Source organism: Iodobacter ciconiae (assembly GCF_003952345.1).
Taxonomy (GTDB): Bacteria; Pseudomonadota; Gammaproteobacteria; order Burkholderiales; family Chitinibacteraceae; genus Iodobacter; species Iodobacter ciconiae.
Genome location: NZ_CP034433.1, coordinates 2,421,805 through 2,440,262 on the forward strand (window position 1 = coordinate 2,421,805; position 18,458 = coordinate 2,440,262).

General features: G+C 50.8%; 13 protein-coding genes. 1 reads left to right on the forward strand and 12 read right to left on the reverse strand.

Annotated features, from left to right (window positions below):
* Positions 1–16: 16 nt before the first annotated feature.
* The 10 genes from EJO50_RS17485 to EJO50_RS10550 all read right to left on the reverse strand — a co-directional run bounded on the left by EJO50_RS17485 (position 17) and on the right by EJO50_RS10550 (position 12,185).
* Positions 17–721, reverse strand: coding sequence for a glycine zipper 2TM domain-containing protein (locus EJO50_RS17485; RefSeq protein ID WP_125973974.1), 705 nt, complete (start codon positions 719–721; stop codon positions 17–19).
* Positions 722–1,068: 347 nt separating this feature from the next.
* Entirely contained in the window at positions 1,069–1,917 is an 849-nt protein-coding gene (locus EJO50_RS10510; protein WP_125973976.1) for a Rossmann-like and DUF2520 domain-containing protein, read from the reverse strand.
* Between the two features lie 398 nt (positions 1,918–2,315).
* Positions 2,316–2,777, reverse strand: a complete 462-nt coding sequence (locus EJO50_RS10515) for a YehS family protein (protein ID WP_125973978.1) — start codon at positions 2,775–2,777, stop codon at positions 2,316–2,318.
* Positions 2,778–3,012: 235 nt separating this feature from the next.
* Complete coding sequence (locus EJO50_RS10520) at positions 3,013–5,835, reverse strand: valine--tRNA ligase (RefSeq protein WP_206434373.1); 2,823 nt, start codon at positions 5,833–5,835, stop codon at positions 3,013–3,015.
* Positions 5,836–6,189: 354 nt separating this feature from the next.
* Positions 6,190–7,173 carry an SDR family NAD(P)-dependent oxidoreductase gene (locus EJO50_RS10525; protein WP_206434374.1) on the reverse strand — a complete coding sequence of 328 codons (984 nt, stop codon included), beginning with the start codon at positions 7,171–7,173 and terminating at the stop codon, positions 6,190–6,192.
* Between the two features lie 23 nt (positions 7,174–7,196).
* Positions 7,197–8,948 (reverse strand): alginate export family protein, encoded by a 1,752-nt coding sequence (locus EJO50_RS10530; RefSeq protein ID WP_125973980.1) that lies wholly within the window; start codon positions 8,946–8,948, stop codon positions 7,197–7,199.
* A 147-nt stretch (positions 8,949–9,095) separates the two neighbouring features.
* Positions 9,096–9,437, reverse strand: coding sequence for a hypothetical protein (locus tag EJO50_RS10535; protein ID WP_125973982.1), 342 nt, complete (start codon positions 9,435–9,437; stop codon positions 9,096–9,098).
* A 20-nt stretch (positions 9,438–9,457) separates the two neighbouring features.
* Complete coding sequence (locus EJO50_RS10540; protein WP_125973984.1) at positions 9,458–9,778, reverse strand: hypothetical protein; 321 nt, start codon at positions 9,776–9,778, stop codon at positions 9,458–9,460.
* 479 nt (positions 9,779–10,257) lie between these two features.
* A complete protein-coding gene (gene ssb / locus EJO50_RS10545) occupies positions 10,258–10,773 on the reverse strand; it encodes a single-stranded DNA-binding protein (protein WP_125973986.1) in 516 nt (171 codons plus the stop codon).
* Between the two features lie 23 nt (positions 10,774–10,796).
* The gene (locus EJO50_RS10550; protein WP_125973988.1) at positions 10,797–12,185 is read right to left on the reverse strand and encodes an MFS transporter; all 1,389 of its coding nucleotides are present in this window, start codon (positions 12,183–12,185) and stop codon (positions 10,797–10,799) included.
* A 187-nt stretch (positions 12,186–12,372) separates the two neighbouring features.
* On the opposite strand from EJO50_RS10550, the gene uvrA reads away from it, so the two are divergent.
* Positions 12,373–15,234 (forward strand): excinuclease ABC subunit UvrA, encoded by a 2,862-nt coding sequence (uvrA, locus tag EJO50_RS10555; protein WP_125973990.1) that lies wholly within the window; start codon positions 12,373–12,375, stop codon positions 15,232–15,234.
* Between the two features lie 113 nt (positions 15,235–15,347).
* Here the strand turns inward: uvrA and EJO50_RS10560 are convergent, their stop codons facing one another.
* Positions 15,348–17,234, reverse strand: coding sequence for a type IV pilus assembly protein FimV (locus tag EJO50_RS10560; RefSeq protein WP_125973992.1), 1,887 nt, complete (start codon positions 17,232–17,234; stop codon positions 15,348–15,350).
* 41 nt (positions 17,235–17,275) lie between these two features.
* A complete protein-coding gene (locus EJO50_RS10565; protein WP_125973994.1) occupies positions 17,276–18,412 on the reverse strand; it encodes a PilT/PilU family type 4a pilus ATPase in 1,137 nt (378 codons plus the stop codon).
* Between the last annotated feature and the right edge of the window lie 46 nt (positions 18,413–18,458).

Below are 18,458 nucleotides of genomic sequence, written 5' to 3' on the forward strand. Positions count from 1 at the left end.
TATTAATTTATTTCTATCAATTTGAAGATTTCACAATGCCATCACCGCTGGTGCGAACACGATCGCCCTGGTTAAATGGCGGGCGCTCCTGAAAACTATAAGTGCGCTCGCTTTCATCTTCAAATGACACACGCACTTCATAAACCGTAACACTGCGAATTTGTTTTTCTGCCTGATGCCCGGCAACAGCGCCGCCAATTACACCCAGCACTTCGGCCACAGTACGGCCATTACCACGGCCAATCTGATGCCCTACCACACCGCCAAGAACACCACCTGCAATCGCGCCGCCCCCCGAGCCCTCACCCTTTTTCTCAATGGAGCGGATCGAAATCACCTGCCCGCAGCTTCGGCACACTTCCTTCACCGGCGCCGGGCGTAACGTTGGCTCGGGCTGGGCCACTTCATCAACAGGCTTCATCACGGGCTTAGGTTTGGGTGTAGGACGCGGCTTAGGTGCAGCAGGCTTTGGTGCAGCTGTCGGCACCACTACAGGAGCCAATGTTGGTGCCGGTGTTGGTGCTGCGCTAGGAATCAAAGTAGGCTCGGGCGTTGCCACCAGTGCCACCACGGGCGCACTGGCAATGGCAGGCACCGATACCACAGACTGTGGCTCGGGCTTACCGATAAAACCCAGCCAATTGGCCATGCCTACACCTGAAGCCAAAATCACCGAGGCGGCTGCAGCTAAAAATAACGGATGAGTTTTAGGCTCTGACATAATGTATCTCCAAAAATATATAGTGGGCAGATTAAGTACTCAATGACGAAAAAAACCAAGCGTCTATCAGAACTGCCCTATGCCGCTATCCTGCCGTTTTTTCATAAAAAATGCAGCGAAAATTCACACTAACATGAAGGTATTTTTCACCTGATGATTACTGTAAGTACTTGTTACCAATTGTTTTTTATCCCATACAAAAAAAGCCTTACTAAACACGGCCTGGCTACTTCGTTAACAAGCTTACAAGCTCAACTGCCCAATCCAAACTTCCGGCTATTAAAAATATCCAGAAGAATATATTGAGCGTTTCCAATATCAATCTGATTTTTGTTTAAATTTCTGCATTATGAAAGTTTTTGCCAAAGAGCGCGTTGCTGCACGTCCGACAGTTTTTCTCCGGCCAGATTAATTGTCGCCAGTCCCAGACTTTGATAACAACGCCGGCTGCTGATATCACTTAAAACATTTAAATGTTTATCCACGGTTACTTGATCACCGCGCACAATAGGCCCTGTTAATGCCGCAGCAGGCCCTAATTTCTTTATATTGCCTAAAGTTTGCTGCATTAAATTATTAATTAACAGCCGGGCAATCTCATCGCTTATTCCTGCCTGCACGGCTGTTTTTATTGATAGATCAGCCAGAGTCACCAGAAAATTAGCCGCCATCGTTAATGAGGCGTGATAAGCCGCCTTGCCCCCTTCTGCTAAATAAAAAGGCTTGCCACCCAGAGCTTGCGCAAAATCATACAAAACATCACACGCCTTTGCGTCCCCCTCCAATGCGCAAAGCGTATCTGCAAAAGTGCTCACAGCCCGCTCTGGGTCAGCAAAAGAAAAAGCCGGATGCAAGCTGGCAATGGATGCGCCCGCGGCTTTTAAAGGAAGAAGTAATGAGGCTTCAGACGCTCCGCTGGCATGGAACACCACATTACCCGCCTTTACCACCGAGCTGGCTGCCAGCTCAACCGCCTTGTCTGCAATCATCGCATCCGGCACAGCCAGCAAAAATAAATCAGCGGCAGGCAAATCGGCCAAAGTCGCACAGGCCTGCCCGGCCCCTATAAATGCCACCGCATCTGTGCTGCTAGCCAGCGAGCTGGCGCAAACCCCGGCGATTTGATAATGCGGCGTTGCCAATCGGGCAATTGATTTGCCCAAACGGCCAGGACCGATAATATTAAGAGTGAGCATGAAGACACCTTTGCAAGCTGGCTGAAGCAGGGGTGAATCCCCACTCGCTCTAAGTAACTAGTTTTTTCATTAACAAACAGCGAAAAAACCCATTGACCGCGCTCTCTGCACGGGGCTTTAGAGTCCCCTTGAAGCACGCCGAAGCGAGGAACAAGCGGGCGGGGTTTCGGCGAGGACTGTCTGAGCGAAGCGAGTTCCGCAGCCGCCGCTCGATTGTCCGCAGTGAGGGGTTTCGTGCTGGTCGGGGCGGCCTTCTTTGGCTTCCTTTCTTGGCCGTTCAAGAAAGGAAGGCCCCCGCGGTGGCTACCGCTCCAAAATCAACGTGCCGAAGGCACTAAAAAGGTCTTTGATTTTGCTTAGCTCACATAGGCTTGCACCCGCCCAACAAATACTAGCGATTAACCACGCAAACGTAGCGTTAAACCTTTTAAAAAGTTTCTTAGCAATTGATCGCCACAGCTGCGATAGTGCTTATGATCTTTTTTGCGGAATAAGGCGCTTAATTCTGGCTTGGATACATCAAAGCCTGTCGCAGCCAGAATACTGTGCATATCTTCTTCTTTTAATTCAAAAGCCACGCGCAGTTTTTTAAGGGCCATATTATTACTCATTGGCAATTCAATGGGTTGCGCCGGGCGGCTTTCATCTTTACCGCGCTTATGAAACACCAGGCCATCTAAGAAATAAGCCATGGCTTCATCGCTCAATTCCAGATAGCCTTCTTCGTCTTCTTTTTTCAGATAGGCCGCAACATCTTCTTTTGCTAAATCAAAATCAGCTAATTTAGCAATCGCCACAATATGCGCATCGCTTAAATCCAGCATATAACGCACGCTGCGTAAAATATCATTATTAATCATTTTGTTTCCTTTATTGCTCACACAGGAGCAATGATAAATTGAATCCGGCTTTCAAATACAATGGTTTTACGCGTGAATACTGCGCCCGGCCAGGCATTATTTATTAAATAAAAACAGGCTGCACAAGGCAGCCTGTGAGATAACCATCATTGCCCAATTATGATGCATATATTGGGTTATGCTGCATTGTCAGCCTGAATGCTGGCTAACAATGCATCTAACTCAAACTATATATTTATTGCAATTTAGCCAGCTGGCTTTGTAATTGAGCCAGCTTCTCGGCAAATTCAACCATCAGGCCCTGATCTTTTTCCACCAGATGAGCCGGTGCTTTATCCAGATAACCCGGCTTTTCAAACTTGGCTTTAATTCTTTCCAGATTTTCGGTGAGCTTGCCAATTTCTTTGCTTAAACGTGCTAATTCTGCTGCTTTATCAATTTCTACTTTCAGCATTAAACGCGTGCTGCCAGCAACGGCTACCGGCGCATCGTCTTCAGGCAGTTTTGCCACGATGGTGACGCTGGCAAGCTTGGCCAATGGCACCAAATAAGCGGCGTACTGCTGCAGCTCTTCTCCCCCTTCCAGCAGCAGCGGTGTTTTTTGCGATGGCGGCAAGCCCATTTCGCCGCGCAAATTACGAACAGCAAAGGCCAGCGCTTTTAAGCTTTCAACCTGTGCATTAGCGGCTTCATTAACCCTGCTTAAATCCGCCACCGGCCAGTCGGCCAGCATGATGGATGCGGTCTTTTTAGCGTTGGCCAGGGGAGCCACAACCTGCCACAGCTCTTCGGTAATAAACGGAATAATCGGGTGAGCCATACGCAAGGTGGTTTCTAAAACGCGAACCAAGGTGCGGCGGGTAGCACGTTGCTGTGCTTCGTTGCCCGCTTGTAACTGCACTTTGGCCAGCTCGATATACCAGTCGCAGTAATCGTTCCAGACAAACTCATAAATACCTTGCGCCGCCAGATCGAAGCGGAAGGTATCCAGAGCAGTGGTCACATCGTGTTCTGCCTGTTGCAAACGGCCGGTCATCCACTGATCAGCAAAACCGTATTCCAGCGGCAAGGATTTATCCTGCCCCACATCTTTGCCTTCCACATTCATCAGCACATAGCGGGTGGCATTCCAGAGCTTATTGCAGAAATTGCGATAGCCTTCGCAGCGATGCTGATCGAAATTAATACTACGGCCCAGTGTGGCCAGCGATGCAAAGGTAAAGCGCAGCGCATCGGTACCAAAGGCTGGAATACCTTCCGGGAATTCTTTTTTAGTTTTAGCCGCTACTTTAGGTGCAGTTTCCGGACGGCGCAGGCCAGAGGTACGTTTTTCCAGCAGCGCTTCTAAACCAATCCCGTCGATCAGGTCAACCGGATCCAGCACATTGCCTTCCGATTTAGACATCTTCTGGCCTTCACCATCCCGCACCAGACCGTGGATATACACATGCTTGAACGGCACTTTGCCGGTGAAGTGCTTGGTCATCATAATCATCCGGGCTACCCAGAAGAAAATAATGTCAAAACCGGTCACCAGTACCGATGAAGGCAAAAATGCATCCAGCTCTGGCGTACTCTGGCCGGGCTTCCAGCCCAGGGTAGAAAACGGCACCAAGGCCGAGCTAAACCAGGTATCGAGCACGTCTACATCGCGGCGCAGTGTTTTGCCCGGCGCTTGTGCCTGGGCTTGCTCCTGATTGCGGGCGACATAAACTTTACCGTCTTCGTCGTACCAGGCCGGAATCTGATGCCCCCACCATAGCTGACGGCTGATACACCAGTCCTGAATATTATTCAGCCACTGGTTGTAAGTGTTTACCCAGTTTTCCGGCACAAATTTAACTTCACCGGTCGCTACAGCTTGCAAGGCTTTTTCAGTAATGCTCTGGCCAGTTTCATCGGCTTTGCTCATGGCCATAAACCACTGATCGGTCAGCAAAGGCTCGATCACCGAGCCGGTACGATCGCCGCGTGGCACCATCAGTTTGTGTTTTTTGGTTTCCAGCAATAAGCCCTGCGCATCCAGATCGGCCAGCATCGCTTTACGTGCTGCCGGAGCGCTTAAACCCGCGTAAGCTGCGGGTAAATCGATGCTGCCCAGTGCATCGCCATCAAAACTAAAGACCTGTGCCTTAGCCAGAATGGTGGCTTCCAGGCTCATTACATTGATCAGCTGGGTGTTATGACGCTTACCCACCTGATAATCGTTAAAATCATGCGCCGGGGTGATTTTTACTAAACCGGTACCAAAAGCCGCATCCACATAATCATCGCTGATCACAGGGATTTCACGGTCTGTCAGCGGTAGTCGCAGTGTTTTGCCAATCAGATGGGTGAAACGCGCATCAATCGGATTAACCGCTACGGCCACATCGCCAAGCAAGGTTTCAGGGCGGGTGGTGGCCACCACGATAAATTCATCGCTGCCCACCACCGGATATTTGATATGCCACATATGGCCGTCTTCTTCCTCGGAAACCACTTCGAGGTCAGAGATGGCGGTGCCCAGTTTTGGATCCCAGTTAGACAAACGCTTGCCACGGTAAATCAGGCCCTGCTCAAACAGGCTGACGAATACTTCGGTGACCGAACCTGAGCATTGCTCGTCCATGGTGAAGTATTCACGCTGCCAATCGACCGATGCACCCATGCGGCGCATTTGCTCGGTGATGGTGGCACCGGATTCTTTTTTCCATTCCCAGATTTTTTCTACGAATTTCTCGCGGCCCAATTCATGGCGGCTGATGCCTTGCGCATCCAGCTGACGCTCTACCACGATTTGCGTGGCGATACCGGCGTGATCGGTACCGGGCTGCCACAGGGTGTTTTCACCCTTCATGCGGTGGTAGCGGGTTAAGCCATCCATAATCGTTTGATTAAAGGCATGGCCCATATGCAAGGTACCTGTCACATTCGGTGGAGGCAGCTGAATGCAGAATGATGCGGCGCTTTGCATATTTGGCTGAAAGTAACCGGCTTTCTCCCACTCTGGGTAGTAGCGGCTTTCGATCTCAGCGGGTTCGAAACTTTTTGCGATCTCTTTTGGCGAAGTACTCATGGGAAAAAGGCTCAGTCGTTCATAGATTAACCCGCGATTATAGCCTTACCGGCCCTCTTCATGTGGCACTGGCACCATTAAGCAAGAATAAAAACCCTCGGTGCCCGTTCCTGCACCACGGCAAGGTATCAAAGCAAATCCAGACACCTGCCATTTATAAGGAAAGCAAGACAATCACTTCGCAGCTCATCCCAAACCCGAGTGATTCAGCCCGGGCGGCAAGCTGGCTTATCTGTGGTTTACACGGTTGGTGCATCAGTTATGCACAGCGGAAACTAAAACAGCAGCACTACACGAGGCAAACCTCATGCAGTGCTGCTGAACATTAACCAGTAACTTTAATAATCCTGCTTTTTAGTAAGCAGTCCAGCCACCATCGGTAGCGTAAAGAGCACCGGTAAGATTTGATGCTTCGTCAGAGAGTAAAAAGCTGATCACGGAAGCTTGCTCCCACACGGTAGCCTGGCGCTTTTTGCTGTCTGCATAGGCCTGCAGGCTAAGTGTTTTAGTTCTACCCATACTCACCACATTCGAAGCGCTATTTTCCTTACTGGCAGCCATAACGTATTTAATAGCCATATCTGTCATTGCGGTTTCTGTTGCGGCCATATTGACCGAATTTACCCGAATGCCATACGGCGCGTAATCAATTGCGCCACTGCGGGTTAAGCCACTGCAGGCGTGCTTGCTGGCAACATAGGCAGAATTACCGGCAAGGCCGGTAAGACCTGCAATCGAACAGATATTAACGATAGCGCCACCCTTGCCCTGCTTCAGCATTGGCTTCAGTTCCGAGCGCATGGATTTAAAAATACCAGTGGCATTAATATCCATCAGTGTATCGAAATACTCGTCACTGGCATCGGCAATGGGGCTTGGCAACAGTTCTTTTTGCTTTTTGTAATCCAAAACGGCATCCGGCGCCATGGCGGCCATGACGCCAGCCGAATTCAGTGCACCGTTAAGCTCACCAAAAGTAGCAAGTGCGTGATCTACCGCCTTTTGCAGATCGCTATTGCTGCGTACATCGCCTTTAACAAACTCGGCTTTACCACCTTCCTTGCGAATCTGTGCAACTGTTTCGCCACCTTCTTTAGCCAGCACGTCAAAAATCACCACATTAGCGCCTTCCCGCGCCAGGCGGATTGCAGAAGCAGCCCCGATACCACGCGCTCCACCCGTAATCAGATAAGTTCGACTTTCATGACGTTTAGGGATGAAATAAGCAGGGTCAAGCGGCTTGATATCAACCGGCTTATAGTTTTCTGCCATAGCTGGCATGGCAAACAGGCTGCCTGACAAGAGAAGCAGACCCAGGGATTTTTTCAGTTTGTTCATAAATTTTCCTCGTAAGTGATATATCAGAAACGGGCAATCATTAGCGCACTTGCGCTAAACCAGTTTCGGTAGTCGTCATTTAATGCACGGCGGATGCCTTCACCCGGCTTGGTATAGGCAGCGGAGAACACAAAAATCAGATTAGGGTTGGCTACATAGCGGGCAGTCAGATTCAGCTCTTTACCAAGATCATCAGACGGGAGCACCGACAGGGCCTGGGCACCGCCCAGATTATTGAGCGTGTCGGCCTTGAATAACCAGAACTGAGGAGTCAGCTCCCAGCGCGGATCAGGCTGCAGCCGCGCCATAAAACGATGGGCAATGACGTTCGAAGTCTGCACCACCTTGTACTGGTTCAGGCCTTGCACCCACTCATCCCCGCCGCCACCTGCAAACAAAGGATCCCAGCGCTCAAAAACCGGCGTATCAGGATTATCGCCGGTGAACCTGGAATAACGGTAACTCAGTGCCGGGCTCCAGGGCGTCTCAATCAGGCGGTAGCCCGCTTCGGCATACCCTGCCCGGGCATCCATATCAAAATTTTTATTAGTCTGGCGCGCAAGCTCGGCCCTTGCATAAAACTTGGACACCGCCGCCGGTGGATCATAGGCCAGGCGCAGATCCATCACCTGCAAACCCTCACGGGAATAGACCGATGTAGGGGTGTAGTAAGAAAAGTGCGAATCAGGCACCTCCAGATACATCGCCCCCAGACGCAGATTAGGCAATAAAGTGCCTTCGTAATTAACACCGTTGATTACGGTCTTGCTGTCAATCTCTGTCAATTCATCCGGATTCAGTCTGAACAACTCTAATTTATGGTTGTCGTATACAAACTGGGCATGCAACAGTTGTTCAGCCGCATTACGGGGATTGGATTGAAGTGCGGCACGCCCGCCGCCATTGGCCGAAGCCAGGCGCAGGATCATCCCGCTATCGATCTGAAAAGATTTTCTACCGTACAGCAGGCTCAGCTGCCGCACCCCGCCCTGATCGGAAGTATTACGGCCAACCACGCCCAGATAGGCGTCTTCCACACCACCATGCTGCCGGGACTGATCGGTAAAGAGTTCCGGCCCCCAGGAGCCAGAGGCAATATAACTGCCACCGGCAAACAGGGAGATCTGATCAGTTACCGAAGTGAGGCCATAGAGGCCAGCCTCTATGCTGCTTTCCAGCCAGGTATCCGTACCATTACGCCCCGAAGGAGCCTGCGCCAGCGGATTACCGGCAGTGAGAATATCCGGGCGGCCAAAAAAGGCATTGGTGTTGGAGAACACCATGGATTTATTTTCTAATTTGGCCTGCAATACCGAGTGATCATCAGCATACAGAGTCGGGAAATCCTTCCAGTCCCCTGTTGCCAGAAGCCCCATTGGTGCGTCATTGAGCGGTTTGGCCCGCTCACTCAGCGTAATGTCGAGAATCAGCTCAAGGTTACCTGCGCCATTGGTCTGCACCAGATATTTAGCGTCCTGGACAAATTTCAGACGCCGTACCTGGTTCAGCATCATATTGCTGCGGGCCGGATCAAACTGCCCGCCGGGATAGGCTGAAAACGCTTTCAGCACCACATCCCGGTAGCCCGTGTTTTCCTGCTGGCCATTATCAAAGCGTACCGCAACGGACTCGATGCGGCTGCCTGCCAGATCACCACCGGAAGTGGCATATCCCAGGGGGGATAACAGGCACAAAGCGGTAAGCAAAACACTGAATTTGCCACGCAGCACTCGCCCGGAACCAGCGGAACCAAACTGACGCAGATTGGTATGCATCAAGCACCTTTTACTTAACTCTAGTTACGAAGCATGACAGTATTCATTAATGCTTAAATATGAAAATAAGCTCTTGCCCTTACAGAACAACCAAGCACCTTCAAAGCATATTGAATATACCCCGCCAAACACCCGGAAAAATAAGAACTAGTTAAAGAATCTGCGCCATTCAGAGGCTTTCACCAACTGACGGCAGTGATCCCGATCAAGTCGGCGCCCCAGGTAACGACCACGGTCATAAGCCAGATTACGCGCAGCGATGGCATCGAGTTTACGACGTGAAGACATATCGTCCACTTCTTTAAATGCCCGCAACCTTGCCATCTTGTAGCGCCCTTCCCGGTCACTATCATTTTCAATGCAATATTTCATGGCACCTGAAAAAGCGCCAATCCGATGCGCATCCTGACGGCTGTCAGCCCAGGCAGGAGATGCAAGCAACATGGCCAGCGGCGTAAGTACAGCGGCACAAATTTTAATTAATTTCATGAATATCACTCCTAAATGGATTATTTCCAGCGATCTTTACGGATTTCCCGGCGAATTTCACGCTTGGCCTCGCGGCGCTCGCTGCGTACTTCACGCTCCGCGCTTCGTTTAGCTGCACGTACCTCACGTGCCCCTTCACGAATAGCCTGGCGACGCTCCCTGGGCGTGTCCGCTTCGTAATAATCACGGGCAGCCTCCCGGCGCTCGGCGATCACTTCGCGGGCACCGTCCAATTTGGCTTTAGAAACTTCACGCACTCCATCGCGATAAGCATCATTAACACCAGCCTGTACGGAAAGGCTCAGCGTTGCGGCGATAAACAAGATAAGTAAACGAGACATGATGAACTCCAGAATCACAGAGCCGTTAGGCAACGAAGCACATCATATGGAAGAGAAGAACAACTTTGAACCTCATGTGCGGTTTCGCACAGCGATAGACGGACTCTTAAACAAGGGCACATGCGGCAAAATAATAAATGTAACCCAAAAGTTTACCCCCGCTTTAACAACATCCCCCCAAAAAATCGCCTGCTGCCCACAGGGGTAAATGCTGCGGCAGTCCAGAGATAGAACTCAAGTTATTGGAAGGGCAAGTTTTTAAGTTATGAGAATTCTTTTTGATTAAAAGCAGGCATTGCATTAAGCCAGAAGCAAAATACAAAAAATGAGGCGGGAGTTAACAAACGGAACAAAGACATATGTTTTCACAACAGCTTAATGAGCTGCCGTGAAAACATACAAAAAATACAAATCACCTAAATAAAATACTTATTTCACAAATCCAAGCATTTAAAACTTAATGCATTCCGACTGGCTGGTCAGAACGGAATATCGTCCTCAAAATCATCAAAGCTTTTTGGTGCCGCCGCCGCTGGGGCGGGTGCCGGGCGGCGGGCCGGGGCTGGAGCGGCTTGCTGCTGCTGATAGCCACCGCTTTGCTGCTGGTTGTAGCCACCATCATCAAAACCGCTGTCTGCCGGTGCGCTGTTGCTCGCGGCGCGCCCGCCAAGCATTTGCATCTGGTCGGCGATGATTTCGGTAGTATAGCGGTCCTGGCCGGTCGTTTTATCTTGCCATTTACGCGTTTGCAGGCGGCCTTCGATGTAAACCGATGAGCCTTTTTTCAGGTACTGCGCGGCAATTTCGGCCAGACGATTGTACATAGTGATATTGTGCCATTCGGTTTTTTCCTGCTTTTGACCGGTGGCTTTGTCTTTCCAGCTTTCAGTAGTGGCAATGCTGAAATTACACACGGCGCCACCCGATGGCAGAAAGCGATTTTCCGGGTCTTTACCCAAGTTGCCGATCAGAATTACTTTATTTAATGAAGCCATTTGCTTATCTCTTCTTTTATCTTTTACGGGGCAGACGGGGTAGTCAAACCAGCCGTCTCTTCAATAAGTTGCCGCGCCGCGGCTTCGTTCCAGCCTGTTTGCAAGACTTTCAGCAACGCCACGCGTTCATCAATTAAAACGACGGCCTCTTTTACGCCGTCGATTGCGGCAAGTTTAACAGACAGTGCCTGTGCATTGCCCTCCCAATTATCGCCGATATGGAACATTTGTGTTTTTACCGGCAAGGGTGGCTGCATTCCCGCCGCAAAAAACAGCCAGACCACCATCAGTGCGGCACACAATAAGAATATAGCGCTCACGCTGCCCTGCTGCTGATACAACCAGCCTGCAAGGGCCGAACCTAAAAACATACTCAGTGACTGGCAAGTGTTATACACGCCCATCGCCGTACCTTTGGCGTCGCTCGGGGCAATTTTAGAAATCAGGCTGGGCTGAGTGGCTTCCAGAATATTAAAAGCAATAAAATACACCGACAACCACACCACGATCATGGCCAGATTAGGCATATACAGCGCCATGCCCAGCTGGGCGAGCAGCATCAGGCTGATGGCAAAAATAAACACTTCTTTCAGGTGTTGTTTTTTTTCACCATAAATCACCGCCGGCACCATCAGCACAAAGCTGATCAGCACCACCGGCAAATACACCCACCAATGATGCTCCAGACTAATCCCCCCTAATTGGGTCAGCAGCAGCGGCATCACGGTAAACATAGCCATTTGCGCCGCATGCAGGGCAAATACACCGTAATTCATGCGCAGTAGCTGAGGATGGCGTAATACGGCAGGCAAGCGGGTGGCGCTGATTTCGGCATCAGAATGAAAACGTGAAATAACCGGGTCAGGAATAATTTGCCGCACACCAATCATCGCGGCAATGGTCAGCAGCGCCGTCAACAGGAAGATGCCCGGCAAACCGACCCATGCCGCCAGCGCAGGCGCGGCGACCAAAGAAATGGCAAAGGTGCTGGCAATACTGCCACCGATCATCGCCATCGCCTTGGTGCGGTTTTCTTCGCGGGTTAAATCAGCCAGCAGTGCAGTAACCGCCGCCGAGATCGCCCCCGCCCCCTGCACGGCACGGCCCACAATCAGCCAGGCCACATGATCGGCCATGGCACACATCACGCTACCTACCGCAAACAGGGCGAGGCCGATATAGATGACTTTTTTGCGGCCTACCCGATCCGACCACATGCCAAAAGGCAGTTGCAATAAGGCCTGCGTCAGGCCGTAAGCACCAAACGCCAAGCCAACCATCGTGTGATTATCCCCCCCGGGAAGCTTGCCTGCGTAAACCGCGAATACAGGCAGAATGAGAAACATTCCCAGCATACGCAGGGCATAAAGCCCGGCTAAACCAAGCGAAGCACGTAGTTCTATAGGATTCATGGCAGCAATTTGAAGTGGCGTCTGATGGGCTGGAAGTTACATCATCACCTGGCGTATAGGCATAAAAACCATGCCACTCTAAGCGTTTTGGTGAAAATGTAGTGATTAAGTAAATGCTTCCAACACACTTTTGACAGGAAAGTCCGGTATATTATCCGATTCCTCTTTACTGCAGATACCGGCCTTTATGTCGTACCGTCGTATCGAATCATCCGAAGCCCCGCAAATTCGCATTCGCGGCGCTCGCACGCACAATTTAAAAAACGTTAATCTCGACCTGCCGCGCGGCAGTTTAGTTGTGATTACGGGGCTTTCCGGCTCAGGAAAATCATCCCTGGCGTTTGATACCTTGTATGCCGAAGGCCAGCGCCGCTATGTAGAATCGCTGTCCGCTTATGCGCGGCAATTTTTACAATTGATGGAAAAACCCGATGTTGATCTGATCGAAGGGCTCAGCCCGGCGATATCCATTGAGCAAAAAGCCACCAGCCATAATCCGCGCTCTACCGTTGGCACGGTGACAGAAATCCACGATTACCTGCGCCTCTTATTTGCCCGCGTCGGCACGCCATTCTGCCCCGAGCATAAGCAGCCCTTGCAATCACAAACTGTCAGCCAGATGGTCGATCACGTTTTAGCGCTGCCGGAAGAAACCAAACTCATGGTACTGGCTCCGATTGTGGTCGGCAAAAAAGGCGAAAACGTCGATCTGTTTGACGAGCTGCGAGCACAGGGCTTTGTGCGTGTCCGGGTTGACGGTGAAATTTACGAGCTGGATGAAACGCCTAAGCTGGACAAAAACAAGAAACACACCATTGAAGTGGTGGTGGACCGGCTAAAAGTACGGGAAGACGTGAAGCAGCGCCTTGCCGAATCGTTTGAAACCGCCCTGCGCCACGCCGAAGGCCGCGCCATTGCACTAGAAATGGATAGCGGCAAGGAGCATTGGTTTTCGGCCAAATTTGCCTGCCCGATTTGTAGCTACAGCCTGCCTGAGCTTGAGCCCCGCCTGTTTTCATTTAATAACCCGATGGGCGCTTGCCCTAAGTGCGAAGGCCTGGGCCAGATCACATTTTTTGACCCTAAGCGCGTCGTAGCTCACCCAGATTTAAGCCTGGCGGCAGGTGCGATTAAGGGTTGGGATAAGCGTAATCAGTTTTATTTCCAGATGCTGACCAGTATTGCCGAGCACTATGGCTTTGATGTCAGTGAGACGTGGGCTGCGCTAACAGAAGAAGTACAGCAAGCCGTGTTGCATGGCTCGGGTACCGAGGAAATTGCCTTTACCTATATGAACGAGCGCGGTAATAAAGTATCCCGCTCGCACGCCTTTGAAGGGATTATCCCCAATCTGGAGCGTCGTTATGTTGAAACCGATTCGATGGCAGTGCGTGAAGAATTAGCCAAATACCAGAACAACCAGCCCTGCCCACATTGCGAAGGCGCAAGGCTGCGCATTGAAGCACGTAATGTGCGTGTTGGCGAATGTAATCTGCACGAAGTCAGCCGCATGGCACTAAAAGACACCGCGGTTTATTTTAGTGCCTTAACACTGACCGGTGCCAAAGCGCAGATTGCAGAAAAAATCATTAAAGAGATTCGCGAGCGCCTCGGTTTTCTGGTCAATGTTGGTCTCGATTACCTAAGTCTTGATCGCAGCGCCGATACGCTTTCGGGCGGTGAAGCCCAGCGGATTCGCCTTGCCAGCCAGATTGGCTCTGGCTTAACCGGCGTGATGTATGTGCTGGATGAACCATCGATTGGCCTGCATCAGCGCGATAACGACCGACTGCTGGGTACGCTGCGCCATTTGCGTGATCTGGACAACACGGTGATTGTGGTTGAGCACGATGAAGACGCTATCCGTATGGCCGATTACCTGGTGGATATGGGGCCGGGCGCCGGTGTACATGGCGGAGAAGTGGTCGCAGCGGGAACCCCCGAAGACATCATGAACGAGCCTCGCTCCATCACCGGGCAGTTTTTATCCGGCACGCGGCGTATTGCTATTCCTGAAGCGCGCCGCCAGCCTGACCCGGAAAAATGGCTGTCTCTGAAAGGCGCAACAGGCAATAACCTGAAGCACGTTGAGCTAAAACTACCGGTTGGTTTGTTTGTCTGCATCACCGGCGTATCGGGCTCGGGTAAATCTACCCTGATCAACGACACGCTTTACACCATCGCAGCGAAAGAGCTTAACGGCGCATCAGGTGAGCCAGCACCATTTGAAAGCATCAGCGGGCTGAATCACTTTGATAAGGTGATTAACGTCGATCAATCGCCAATTGGCCGTACACCGCGCTCTAACCCTGCCACCTATACCGGCATGTTTACGCCGATTCGTGAGCTGTTTGCCGGCGTACCCACCAGCCGCGAACGTGGTTATAGCCCGGGACGGTTTAGCTTTAACGTAAAAGGCGGACGCTGCGAAGCATGCCAGGGCGATGGGGTACTCAAAGTAGAAATGCACTTTCTGCCCGATGTATATGTGCCCTGTGATGTCTGCCACGGCAAACGCTATAACCGCGAAACACTGGAAGTACTCTATAAAGGCAAAAACATCACCGAAGTACTGGGGATGACGGTAGAGCAGGCGCTGGCGTTTTTTGAAGCCGTGCCAACGGTGGCACGTAAGCTTAAAACCCTAACCGATGTAGGCCTGGATTACATCCGCTTAGGCCAGAGCGCCACCACGCTGTCTGGCGGTGAAGCACAACGGGTGAAGCTGGCGCTGGAGCTATCCAAGCGCGACACCGGCCGCACCCTGTATATCCTGGATGAGCCAACAACCGGTTTGCATTTCCATGATATTGATCAGCTACTGGCAGTGCTGCATCGCCTGCGCGAACACGGCAACACGGTAGTGGTGATCGAACACAATCTGGACGTGGTGAAGACCGCAGACTGGGTAATTGATCTGGGACCGGAAGGCGGTGCGGGCGGCGGGCGTATCCTAATGAGCGGCACACCCGAAGAGTTAGCCGCCTGCACAGAGAGCCATACCGGGCAATATCTGGCTAAAACTTTGGCAGCACATCAATCTGACTGATTGAATAAAAACCGGCTTAAGCGCTTGCAACGCTTAAGCCGGTTTTCGTGATCTATCTGCAGTTGCTTACCTCAATCCTGCAATTACTCTTTTCGCTTTTTGCTTAAGCTGCATCATATTTGTAATGGAATCAAAATATCCAGCCACTTGATTGACACCTGACGTTGCTCTGCCGTGCCATGATACAAAAGCTGCTCAAGTTGCTGACAAGCAGAGTGAAGATCATTTTTTTCCAAATGCTGGACCACGGACAGTAAAGCGGGATCCTCAGTCTGAAAATGGGCCATGTTCAATCCTGTCCTGCGGGGCAAACCCATTTCGGCCGAAGGTAGAAGGCCGGGTATTTCTACCGAGAGATTAAGCGGCCCGGGCTCAATATAGCTGGCATCCTTTTTAATCCCTGCTAACTCGCCTGCCACAAAATCCACGAGCTCCATTTTGCTATCCGGCATAGCCAGACTCAACCCTTCCTGAGGAAGCAGACTGATGTTTTCATCTGGCGGCAGATAAAGCGGATTACCCGGATCTAAAGCCCTGCCCATGCCCTGCACACGCTGCCACAGGCTGTCACTGGAAAACTGTAATCGAAAGCCAGCAGCCTTGTTTTGAAACGCCTGATGCATACCCTGGGCAACATACACGTCAAACAGCATCATCCATAAAGCTAATGAGCTTGGATGATGCTCGATTTCATCCTCCAATAGATCAACCGCCTGTGTAACCAGGCCATGATCCAGCAGCATCTGCGCTTCTTCAGACACATTTTTGGGCTGTATCACATCCACATCATCACGCCCCCAGCCTGAAGCGGCCTGAGGGAGGTGATTCATCGCGCCCGTAGGCTGGCTCCGGTCAGGCATAATCTGCGTCGGGCGCTCACTCAGCGGAACAGACGTCATTTCTGATGACGGAGGAAACACATCCGTATCTGCCCGCACAATATTGCGCCGCCGCCAGATTAAATAAAATGCCGGTATCAGCAGCAATAATAGAAGCCACCAGGCACCTGGCAAATTAAGGCTTTTGTCTTGGACAAAAACAGGGCTGCTGCTACGAAGCCTTTTTGTTTGAGGCTTTTCTGCCTGAGGACTTTCTACCTGGGGAGGGCCCTGAAGGGAGGCTAGTTGTTTCTCCAGCTGGCCAATCTGATATTTAAACTGCAATAGCTGCGCAGCCTGATCATCAATATCCAAAAGCTGCAGGCGCTCGCGGGCAAGCAAACCTTCATCCGAGCTTGCTGGTATTTTGCTACTGATGGATGACAGAGATTCAGACAAACGCAGTTGAAAGCCATTCTGAGCAAAATGCGGTAAAGACGACGCAGTAATTTGTAAAGACTCTTTGACGGGTAGCGGTACCGCGAGCTGCAGATTTTTCTCCTCGCTCATCACCGAAACGCGAGGCAATAAATGCTTACGATCAGGCAATTTCACGTCTTTATTTAATGGCAGGCGGGCACGAGCCTGTTGTGCCATAGCCGGGTTCAAGCGATAAATCTCATCCACCATCCGCTTGCGGCTTGCTCTGTCTTTCGGAAAATAAGCCCGGGCTATCTGCTCCACCGAATCGCCCTCCTGACTTTGCCAAGTGCCTGAAAAATCAGGCAGGTTCTGCTGCAGTACCGGAGCCTGAGGCACTAAATCGGCACTTTGTCTGGGACGATATTCCCGCGGATCAAGCAACACATTGTAATCACGCTGAAAACTGGCGCTTGTTTCACTGGGGCAACGCAAACGAATCGAAAAATCAAGCAGCGGCTCCTGCAAGGGCTCATTTCCCCTTAGCGTAAGCACACCGCCATTTTCATTCGGTTCAAATGATAAACGGGCACTAAAATGCGGGGCATTCGCACTCTGGGAGGGGATCAGCCGCAGGCAATGAAGCCCCAGCTCTTCACCTTCCTTGGCCACAATATTAATACGGGCATTAAAACGCTCGCCCAGCGCAGAGCGAAGCTGAATCTCACCCAGAACAGCAGCATGCGCGAGCGGTACCAACAAACTTGAACATATTAAAAATTGAATAAGTCGCATAGGCAGGTTTAAACAATATCAAGATGATCGAGACCGGAAAGAACGTCTGTATGTTTGGCTTCAGAACCTTGCAACTTAATACTCAAACGTAAATCGTTTACGGAGTCCGCATTACGCAATGCATCTTCATAACTGATTTTGCCTGCTTCATAGTGATCAAACAGAGCCTGATCAAAAGTTTGCATTCCCAATTCACGCGATTTTTTCATGATCTCTTTGATTTCATGGATTTCACCTTTAAAAATCAACTCGGAAATCAGCGGGCTGTTTAACATCACTTCCACAGCGGCCACACGGCCCTTACCTGTACGGTGCGGAACCAGACGCTGCGAAACAAATGAGCGCAGGTTCAAAGATAAATCCATCAAAAGCTGTTGACGACGCTCTTCAGGAAAAAAGTTGATAATCCGGTCCAGCGCCTGATTGGCAGAGTTGGCATGCAATGTAGCCATACAAAGGTGACCGGTTTCAGAAAACGCAATCGCGTAATCCATGGTTTCGCGATCACGGATCTCACCGATCAAAATCACATCCGGTGCCTGGCGCAGAGTATTTTTTAAAGCCGCCTGCCAGGAGTCGGTATCAACTCCCACTTCGCGCTGCGTCACAATGCAGTTTTTATGTGCGTGCACATATTCAATCGGGTCTTCAATTGTAATGATGTGGTCATACCCATGCTCATTTCTATGCCCGATCATCGCAGCCAGCGAAGTCGATTTCCCCGAGCCGGTACCGCCCACAAAAATCACCAGGCCACGCTTAGCCATGGCGATATCACACAGCACCGGTGGCAAACCTAATTCGCCAAGAGAAGGGATTTCTGAGTTAATTGTACGCAGCACCATACCCACGTGGCCTTGCTGCATAAAGGCATTCACCCGGAAACGGCCAAGCTGGCCGGGGCTGATGGCAAAATTACATTCTTTACTTGCTTCAAAATCCTCAGCCTGACGATCATTCATAATCGCCCTGGCCAATTCCTTACTATGCTGGGCGGTTAAAATTTGATTGGAAACCGGCGTTACTTTCCCATCAATTTTCATCGCTGGCGGAAAATCAGAGGTAATAAATAAGTCTGAAGCGCCTTTGCCACGCATATGCCGCAAAAGATCATGCATAAATTTTGCGGCCTGTTCTTTTTCCATTTTTCTTTTTTCCGCTATACGTTAATTAAAATGCTGTTATATGGTT